Raw genomic sequence first — 8,111 nt, forward strand, 5'->3', positions numbered from 1 at the left:
TTCATCGAGTCCGAGGCCGACCTGCTCGAGGGTTTGCAGTACCTCGCAGGCTGCATCTCGGGCTGTACCCACGTCGCGTTCGACTACGACCGAGACCATCCGTTTCTGCACAGCGGCACCGGCCCGTTCACCAAGATGGGCCTCGACAACCCCGACACCATGTACTTCGGCACGCGCGTGCAACCAGGCCGCGAATACGTCGTCACCGGCACGCGCGGCACCACTACCGACGTCAGCTTCCAACTGCTGGGCGGCGAGTACACCGACGACAACGTGCCGGACAGCGAGACGGCGTTCGACGACCGCAAGCTCGACGTCGCGAGCGACGGCACGTTCGAATGGCGTTTCACGCCGGCCACTCCCTCCCAACTGGTGATCCGCGAGGTGTACAACGACTGGTCCGCGCGACGCGGAACCTTCGCGATCGCGCGCACCGACACCGAAGGCACCGCACCGCCTCCACTGACCAAGGAACTCCTCGAGAAGCGTTACGCCGTAGCGGGTAAGCAGCTCGTTCAGCGCGTCAAGACCTGGCTGCAGTTCCCACAGTGGTTCTATACGGACAGCCCGGCGAACACGATGGTCCCGCCGCGGCTGACGCCCGGTGGGCTGGCCACGCAGTACTCGTCGGCCGGGCAGTTCGATCTGACCGAGGATCAGGCGCTCATCATCACACTGCCCGTCACGGATGCGCCGTACCTCGGGTTCCAGCTCGGCAGCCTGTGGTACATCTCGCTGGACTACATCAACCACCAGACCTCGCTCAATGGCACTCAGGCGCAGGTGGATCCGGACGGCAAGATACGCATCGTCGTGTCCGACGGCAACCCCGGCGTGACCAACTGGGTGGAGACGCTCGGTCACCGCAAGGGTTACCTGCAGTTCCGTTGGCAGCGGGTGTCCCGTCAGCTGACCGGGACCGACGGCCCGAACGTCGAACTGGTGGACCTCGGCGCGGTCGCGACCACGCTGCCGAACTACGAGTTCAACAAGGTCTCCGACGACGACTGGCGAGCGCGGATCGCGCTACGTCAGAGGCAAATTGGCGAGAGAATGGTGGGTTGACACATGGGTGGGATGCTGGGAGAAAACACAGCCGGACTTCTTCAAGGCAAAGTTGTCGTGATCAGTGGGGTCGGCCCCGCGCTGGGTACGACGCTCGCGCGGCGGTGTGCCGAGCAGGGTGCTGATCTGGTACTCGCGGCGCGCACGGTCGAACGCCTTGAGGACGTCGCCAAGCAGATCACCGACCTGGGCCGTCGCGCGATGTCCGTGGGCACCGACATCACCGACGAGGCGCAGGTGAACCATCTCGTCGAGGAGTCGCTCAAGGCCTACGGCAGGGTCGACGTGTTGATCAACAACGCATTCCGGGTGCCGTCGATGCGGCCACTGGCCAACACCACCTTCGAGCACATGCGGGATGCGATCGAGCTGACGGTGTTCGGCGCGCTGCGGATGATTCAGGGCTTCACCCCCGCTCTTGCCGAGGCGAGCGGGTCGATCGTCAACGTGAACTCGATGGTGGTGCGCCACTCGCAGGCCAAGTACGGCGCCTACAAGATCGCGAAGTCGGCACTGCTGGCGATGTCGCAGTCCCTGGCCACCGAGCTGGGAGAGGAGGGTATCCGCGTCAATTCGGTTCTGCCCGGCTATATCTGGGGCGGCACGCTGCAAGGTTACTTCGAACACCAGGCAGGCAAGTACGGCACGACTGTCGACGAGATCTACAAGGCGGCGGCAGTCAACAGCGACCTCAAGCGTCTGCCCACCGAGAACGAGGTGGCCGCGGCCATCCTCTTCATGGCCAGCGACCTGTCGAGCGGCATCACCGGCCAGGCCCTCGACGTGAACTGCGGGGAGTACAAGGCCTGATGAGAGTCGAGACATGAGCATGCGTACCGATGTCGGTACCGTCGACGACCTTCATGCGTCGGCCGTAAAGGCCTGCGGTCTGGATGATTTCGGCGTCGACGACGACAACTATCGCGAAGCGCTCGGCGTGCTGCTCGATTCGTTTCGCCGCGATGCCGACCTCACCGAGTTCGGCAGCAAGATGCAGCGGTTCTTCGTCCGCAACGCGCTGGTCGCCAGACTGGTGTCCGAGGCCGCGTTCACGCAGTACCCGCAGCACGCGGACGTGAAGATCGAGCGGCCGATCTTCGTCACCGGACTCCCGCGCACGGGCACCACCGCCATCCACCGGTTGCTCACCGCAGACCCAAGGCATCAGGGTCTGGAACTCTGGCTGGCCGAGTTCCCGCAGCCGCGGCCGCGACGCGAAACCTGGTCGCAGAACCCGGTGTTCCAGCAGGTCGACGCCCAGTTCAGCAAGGCCCACGAGGAGAACCCCGACTACACCGGCCTGCACTACATGACCGCCGACGAGGTAGAGGAGTGCTGGCAGCTGTTGCGCCAGTCGCTGCACTCGGTGTCCTATGAGACGCTCGCGCACCTGCCGACGTACTCGCGGTGGCTGTCGCAACAGGACTGGACGAAGCCCTATCAGCGGCATCGCAAGAACCTTCAATTGATCGGGCTCAACGACGCCGAGAAGCGTTGGGTGTTGAAGAACCCGAGCCATCTGTTCGCGCTCGATGCGCTGTTCGCCACCTATCCCGACGCGCTGGTGGTGCAGTGTCACCGTCCCGCCGAGACCATCATGGCGTCGATGTGCTCACTGGCGCAGCACACCACCGAGGGCTGGTCGAATGTTTTCTTCGGCGAGGTGATCGGGCAGGATTCGCTGGAGACCTGGTCACGAGGCCTGGAGTTGTTCAACGCCGAACGCGCGAAGCACGATCCGGCGCAGTTCTACGATCTCGACTACTTCGAGTTCATCAAGGACCCGATCTCGGTCGTGGAGAAGGTGTATGAGAAGTTCGACATCGACTTCACCGACACCGCAGGAGATTCCATGACGGCGATGCATGCCGAGAGCCAGAAGGGGCCGAGGGCGCCCAAGCACACCTACTCGCTGGCTGACTACGGGCTGACCGACGAACAGGTCAAGGAGCGCTTCGCCGGGCTGTGAGAAGTCTTGGCGAGCAGACGCAAAGTGGTCGCGACACGCCGGCTTATGGGTGCATTTGCGTCTGCTCGCGGGGGATTCGGGTCACCCGTCGCCAGGCGACGGCGCCGTCGACTCCTCTTCGAGGCATCCCTCCGCGACCGCGTGCTTGATGCTGTCGGAGAGCTTGGGGCAGGATCGGCTGCGACTGCTGTCGCCGCCGTTGGCACGCACCTCGGCGAACGTCGCGCAGCGCTGGGTGGCCTCCGAACTCCATTGCACGGCAGTATGTTCGGCGCCGACCTTCTTGACCGCGACGGTGACGTGGCAGAAACGGCAGTCGACGGGCGTCAGGCCCGAGTTCAGGTAGCGCTCCCGATCCCGCGCGGAGGCTGCCTTCACCGCGGCCGCCCGCTCGGGGTCAGTAGCGAAATCGGGTGCCTTGGACCAGGTTCCCGCCGCCCTGCCGTTCCCGGCGGGGTGTTCGTCATCGTCGTGACCGAGTAGGGCCAGCATCGAGCGCGCCAGTCGGTCGGCGTCCGGCGCCTGTGTCATGTCGCCGGCTGTTCCTCGGCACGCTTGCGTAGATTCTCCTCGACCTCGACGTGCCACTTCTCGTTGGCGGCGGTGGTGTCGACCTCGATCTCGAACCGGTCGGTCATGTCTGTGGTGACGTCGGCGACGTCGACGTAGAACTGCTGGTACCAACGGCGCATCTGGTACACCGCGCCGTCCTCCTCGACGAGGAGCGGGTTGTCGATGCGGGTCTTGTGCTTCCAGATTTCGACGTCTTGGAGGAAGCCCTTGCTGACACCCTCGGTGAACGCCTTGGACAGCTTCTCGGTCATCTTCTCGTCCATGCCCTTGGGCTTCTCGACCATGACGCCCCACTGCAGTACGAACGAGTCCTGCGTCACGGGATAGTGGCAGTTGATCAGGATCGACTCGGCCTTGAACCCTCCGTAGTTGTTGTGCAGCCAGTTGATCATGAACGACGGGCCGAAGTACGACGCCTCCGAATCCAGGTGCGCCTCACCGTAGGCGGTCCCCAGGTCGTTCACGTCGGGCCTGCCGACGTTGTGCAGGTACTGCGACGCGACGTGTCCCTCGAAGACGTTCTTGAAGTACGTGGGCAGCCCGAAGTGAATGTAGAAGAAGTGCGCCATGTCGGTGACGTTGTCGATGATCTCGCGGCAGTTGGCACCCTCGATGAGGATCGAGTTCCAGCGCCAGTCGGTCCAGTCGTCGCTGGCGAACTCGGGAAGTTCCGGAATGCGCAGCTCAGGTGGCGGCGGGTTGCCCTCGTGGTCGTGCCAGACGTACAGCAGTCCACTGCGGACGTCGGTCGTCCACGCCCTGGTGCGGGCCAGCCGCGGAGTTCGCTTGGCATAGGGCACCAGCTTGCACTTGCCGTCGCCGCCCCAGCGCCAGTCGTGGAACGGGCAGGCGACCTCGTCGCCCTTGATGGTGCCCTGCGACAGGTCACCGCCCATGTGCCTGCAGTAGCCGTCGAGGATCTTCAGCTCGCCCTGCGAGTCGGCGAAGACCACCACCTTGGTGCCGAAGATTTCGACGGAATGGGGCTTGTCGTCGGTGAAGTTCGCCACCGGCCCGAGGCAGTGCCAGCCGCGCGCATAGCGGTCTGGCAGCGCTCCGGTGTCGATCTCGCGGATACTCGCGGATCCCGCGCTTGACTCGGTACTCACGGTGGGCCTCCCGTTTCGTTACTGTCTAACTAGAACACGTTACAGTTTTTCCCGTCTGGCGCGCAATGCAATCGCATCGACCTGCGGTATATCTAGACGATGCCGTTGTACGCATTCGAGGGTCGATCGCCTGTCGTCGACGCAGGAGCCTTCGTCGCTCAGTCTGGTTCAACGCCGTCCTGAGGGCCGACTTCGCGCCCATCATCGTCCGTGAGGGTGCGAACGTGCAGGACTGCTGCATGCTGCATGCCCCGCCAGGCATCCCGGTAGACATCGGTCCCGGGGCAACCGTCGCGCATGGTTGCGTCATCCATGGCGTGCACGTCGGTCAGGAGGCGGTCATCGCGAACCATGCCACGGTGCTCGACGGCGCCGTCATCGGGCGGCGCAGCCTGGTGGCGGCGCACTCGCTGGTGACCGGCGGCACGAAGATCCCCGACGAGGTGTTCGTCACAGGGGCACCCGCCACGGTGCGCGGCCCGATCGCCGGCACGGGCGCGGAGATGTGGGTGAACGTCAACCCTGGCGCTTACCAGGACCTTGCGCGCCGGTACCTGGACGGGCTAGTGCCGATCGCCGAGTAGCGGCTACTGAGGTTCGGCGAGCCCGATCCGCAGGGCGATCTGCTGCATCTTGGCGACGTTGGTGACGAACTGGTCCATGGTCGTGTCGCCGGTCGCGCTCTGGAACTCCAACCGGACCAACGCCCGGCCTTCGGTGAAGAAGACGAGGGTGACTGCCTTGTCCTGGTCCGGGTAGGTACCCGAGATCGTCACCCCGTCGGTGCCCACCGCGAGTGGCGTCGGAGTCCCGCCTGCCACCAGCGTGGGAAGGGTCCCGGCGGCCTGTTTCAGGGTGGCGGTGGCAGTGGCCGACTCCGGGTAGACCAGGAATGTGTCGCTGATCGCCCGGTCGTCGCCGCCGTTGACGAAGAACGCGCTGGCCCCGGGGGTGCCGTTGGGTTGCGACTCCTTCGACCGCTCGGTGAACGTGTCGTCCGCGTCAGTGAGGTCGGCGGCGGAGAGCAGCAGGCGGCGATAGTCGGTGGCGGCCGAAGTCGCGGGGGACTTCGAGGTGGTCGACGGCGCGTAGGGGACGATCGGCAGAGTTGGCGCGGTGCTTTGCGCGGTGCCGCGGTCGGACGGCGAGCAGCCGCTCATCCCGATGGCGAGAAGAGTCGCCAGGGCGGCGAAGAGGGTTCGAGGCAAGTGTGAGAGAGGCAACAGTTATCTGAAAGTTATCTAAATCGAAGCGGGTTGGAGCGAAATGTCCTTTCAGCGTACGCGTCAGCACTCGCGCCTCGCAAAGCTACGGACTCCGAGCGGTCCCGGTCCGCTCCCTTTCCAAGGGCGCGTCGAAAGCGAGTTCGTCGAAGATCCATGCAATGACGATTCCGCCGCGCTGACCGTGAATCTCCACGCATTCTCCATTCGCTCTCCAAGCTCCGCGTCCCGCGCCAGAGCAGGCTGATCAGCACCGAGACATCGGCCCGACCGCCACCTCACCCAAGGAGAAGACCATGAAGAAGTTCGCCATTACCGCCGCCGCGTTCTGCGCTCTAGCTGCAGGGAGCCTGGGCCTGTCCGGAACGGCAGCCGCCGTGCCGTTGACCGGAGGACCGGCGGACGCCGCAGTCCGCGCACTCGAGTCGGAGGGTTACACGGTGCGGATCAACCAGAGCGTGAGCGTGCCACTGGCGCAGTGCACCGTACTCGGCGTCAACGGTCTGCGCGGGACGGAGGACAACGGCGTGCTGCGTGACCCCAGCCGGTTGAACGTCGCGACCCTGGACCTGAACTGCCCGAATCACTCGTAGGCTCACGTGCTCGGCTTGTCCGCGGACACCACCCACATCGAGTAGTACTGCGAGCCACCGCCATACGCGTGACCCAGCGCCTTGCGGGCACCCTCGACCTGATGGTCGCCTGCCTTGCCCATCACCTGGATGGCCGACTCGGCGAACCGGATCATGCCCGACGCACCGATGGGATTGCTCGACAGCACGCCGCCGGACGGGTTGAACGGGATTCGTCCGCCGATCGCGGTCTCGCCGGCTTCGGTGAGCTTCCAGCCCTCGCCCTCGGCGGCGAAGCCCAGATTCTCCAGCCACATGGGCTCGAACCAAGAGAACGGCACGTACACCTCGGCGACGTCGATCTCGTCGATGGGGCTGATGATGCCCGCATCGCGCCACAACGCCGCGGAGGCGTCGCGGCCTGCCTGCGGGTTGACCTGGTCACGCCCGGAGTAGGCCAGGGGTTCGGTGCGCAGTGCCGTGGCATGGATCCATGCGACCGGATGGTCTTCGGCGACCCGGGCGTCGGCGATCGCCTCGTTGCCGATCACCAGCGCGCAGGCGCCATCGGACGACGGGCAGGTCTCGTCGAATCGGATTGGATCCCAAAGCATCTGGGAGGCCATCACCTTCTCCAGCGTGATGTCGGGCTGGTGCAGGTGTGCCAGCGGGTTCTTCGCACCGTTGAGCCGGTCCTTGACCGCGACCATCGCACCGATGTGCGTCGGTGCGCCCGAGCGCCGGATGTAGGACCGCACGTGCGGGGCGAAGTAGCCGCCCGCACCGGCGCCCACGGGCTTGGTGAACGGGACCGGAATGCTCAACGCCCACATGGCATTCGACTCGGACTGCTTCTCCCAGGCCATCGTCAGCACGCGCCTGTACTTGCCGGACTGCACCAGGCTGGCGGCGACGATCGCGGTGGACCCGCCGACCGACCCTGCGGTGTGCACCCGGATGAGCGGCTTGTTCGTTGCGCCGACCGCGTCGGCCATGAACAGCTCGGGCATCATGACGCCCTCGAAGAAGTCGGGCGCCTTGCCGACCACGACGGCGTCGATGTCGTCGAACGTGCTGCCCGAGTCCTCGAGTGCCTTGTCGATGGCCTCGCGCACCAGGCCGTTCATCGAGACGTCCTTGCGCTTGGCGACGTACTTGGTCTGCCCGGTGCCCAGAACGGCGGCAAGTTGTCCGGCCATCAGTTCTTTCCTTCCATGACGGCGACCAGATTCTGTTGCAGCGCAGCCCCGCTCGTCGCGTGCGCCAGTACTCGCTGGGCGGAACCGTCGAAGATGTGCCGGGCCGCGAAGCCGATGCGCTCCAGGCCGGTCGAGAACATCGGGTTGGCGGCCAGCGCCCCACCCGACGGATTGATCTTCGTCGACGGACCCAGCCCGATGGCCTCGGTGAGGATCAGCTGCTGATGGCTGAACGGGGCGTAGAGCTCGGCCACCTCGATCGACCCGGCGTCACCACCGGTCGCGGCCGCCGCCGACGCCGCCGTCGACGGGGAGGTGGTGAGGTCACGTGCGCCAAGGATCGGAGTCTCGATGCGGTGCTCGATGCCGGTGATCCAGGCCGGGTGCTCGCGCAGTTCGCG

General features: G+C 65.4%; 8 protein-coding genes and 2 pseudogenes. 5 read left to right on the top strand and 5 right to left on the bottom strand.

From position 1 onward, the window contains the following. From VET27_RS11100 to VET27_RS11110, 3 genes are all read left to right on the top strand, one after another. The coding region (locus VET27_RS11100) for a hypothetical protein (protein ID WP_526517955.1) at positions 1-1,065 on the top strand (1,065 nt) is incomplete at its 5' end. A 12-nt stretch (positions 1,066-1,077) separates the two neighbouring features. Then, positions 1,078-1,875, top strand: coding sequence for an SDR family NAD(P)-dependent oxidoreductase (locus VET27_RS11105; RefSeq protein WP_526517970.1), 798 nt, complete (start codon positions 1,078-1,080; stop codon positions 1,873-1,875). Positions 1,876-1,888: 13 nt separating this feature from the next. Next, a complete protein-coding gene (locus tag VET27_RS11110) occupies positions 1,889-3,034 on the top strand; it encodes a sulfotransferase (protein WP_526517957.1) in 1,146 nt (381 codons plus the stop codon). An 81-nt stretch (positions 3,035-3,115) separates the two neighbouring features. On the opposite strand, the gene VET27_RS11115 is transcribed toward VET27_RS11110, so the two are convergent. Beyond that, positions 3,116-3,565, bottom strand: coding sequence for a hypothetical protein (locus tag VET27_RS11115; protein ID WP_526517959.1), 450 nt, complete (start codon positions 3,563-3,565; stop codon positions 3,116-3,118). Continuing rightward, positions 3,562-4,716 carry a 3-ketosteroid-9-alpha-hydroxylase subunit A gene (locus VET27_RS11120; RefSeq protein WP_526517961.1) on the bottom strand — a complete coding sequence of 385 codons (1,155 nt, stop codon included), beginning with the start codon at positions 4,714-4,716 and terminating at the stop codon, positions 3,562-3,564. The genes VET27_RS11115 and VET27_RS11120 overlap by 4 nt, the downstream gene beginning before the upstream one ends. 99 nt (positions 4,717-4,815) lie before the next feature. Here VET27_RS11120 and VET27_RS11125 point away from each other — a divergent pair. After that, a pseudogene (locus tag VET27_RS11125) lies at positions 4,816-5,300 on the top strand (gamma carbonic anhydrase family protein). A 3-nt stretch (positions 5,301-5,303) separates the two neighbouring features. Here VET27_RS11125 and VET27_RS11130 read toward each other — a convergent pair. Further along, on the bottom strand, positions 5,304-5,924 hold the full coding sequence (locus VET27_RS11130; protein WP_526517963.1) for a hypothetical protein: 621 nt from the start codon (positions 5,922-5,924) through the stop codon (positions 5,304-5,306). 311 nt (positions 5,925-6,235) lie between these two features. Between VET27_RS11130 and VET27_RS11135 the strand changes: the two genes are divergently transcribed. After that, a complete protein-coding gene (locus tag VET27_RS11135; protein ID WP_526517965.1) occupies positions 6,236-6,532 on the top strand; it encodes a hypothetical protein in 297 nt (98 codons plus the stop codon). A 2-nt stretch (positions 6,533-6,534) separates the two neighbouring features. Here the strand turns inward: VET27_RS11135 and VET27_RS11140 are convergent, their stop codons facing one another. Together VET27_RS11140 and VET27_RS11145 are read right to left on the bottom strand one after the other, a co-directional pair. After that, complete coding sequence (locus VET27_RS11140) at positions 6,535-7,710, bottom strand: thiolase family protein (protein ID WP_526517967.1); 1,176 nt, start codon at positions 7,708-7,710, stop codon at positions 6,535-6,537. Continuing rightward, positions 7,710-8,111, bottom strand: a pseudogene (locus tag VET27_RS11145) (lipid-transfer protein); the annotation flags it as partial. The pseudogene VET27_RS11145 and the gene VET27_RS11140, both read right to left, overlap by 1 nt.

Origin of the sequence: Mycobacterium sp. (assembly GCF_035633495.1) — a bacterium.
Classification (GTDB): Bacteria; Actinomycetota; Actinomycetes; order Mycobacteriales; family Mycobacteriaceae; genus Mycobacterium.

Excerpts from the sequence above, each read along its gene's own strand:
- VET27_RS11105 (WP_526517970.1), top strand. The coding sequence starts at position 1,078 with ATGCTGGGAGAAAACACAGCCGGACTTCTTCAAGGCAAAGTTGTCGTG.
- VET27_RS11110 (WP_526517957.1), top strand. The coding sequence starts at position 1,889 with ATGAGCATGCGTACCGATGTCGGTACCGTCGACGACCTTCATGCGTCG.
- VET27_RS11115 (WP_526517959.1), bottom strand. The coding sequence starts at position 3,565 with ATGACACAGGCGCCGGACGCCGACCGACTGGCGCGCTCGATGCTGGCC.
- VET27_RS11135 (WP_526517965.1), top strand. The coding sequence starts at position 6,236 with ATGAAGAAGTTCGCCATTACCGCCGCCGCGTTCTGCGCTCTAGCTGCA.
- VET27_RS11140 (WP_526517967.1), bottom strand. The coding sequence starts at position 7,710 with ATGGCCGGACAACTTGCCGCCGTTCTGGGCACCGGGCAGACCAAGTAC.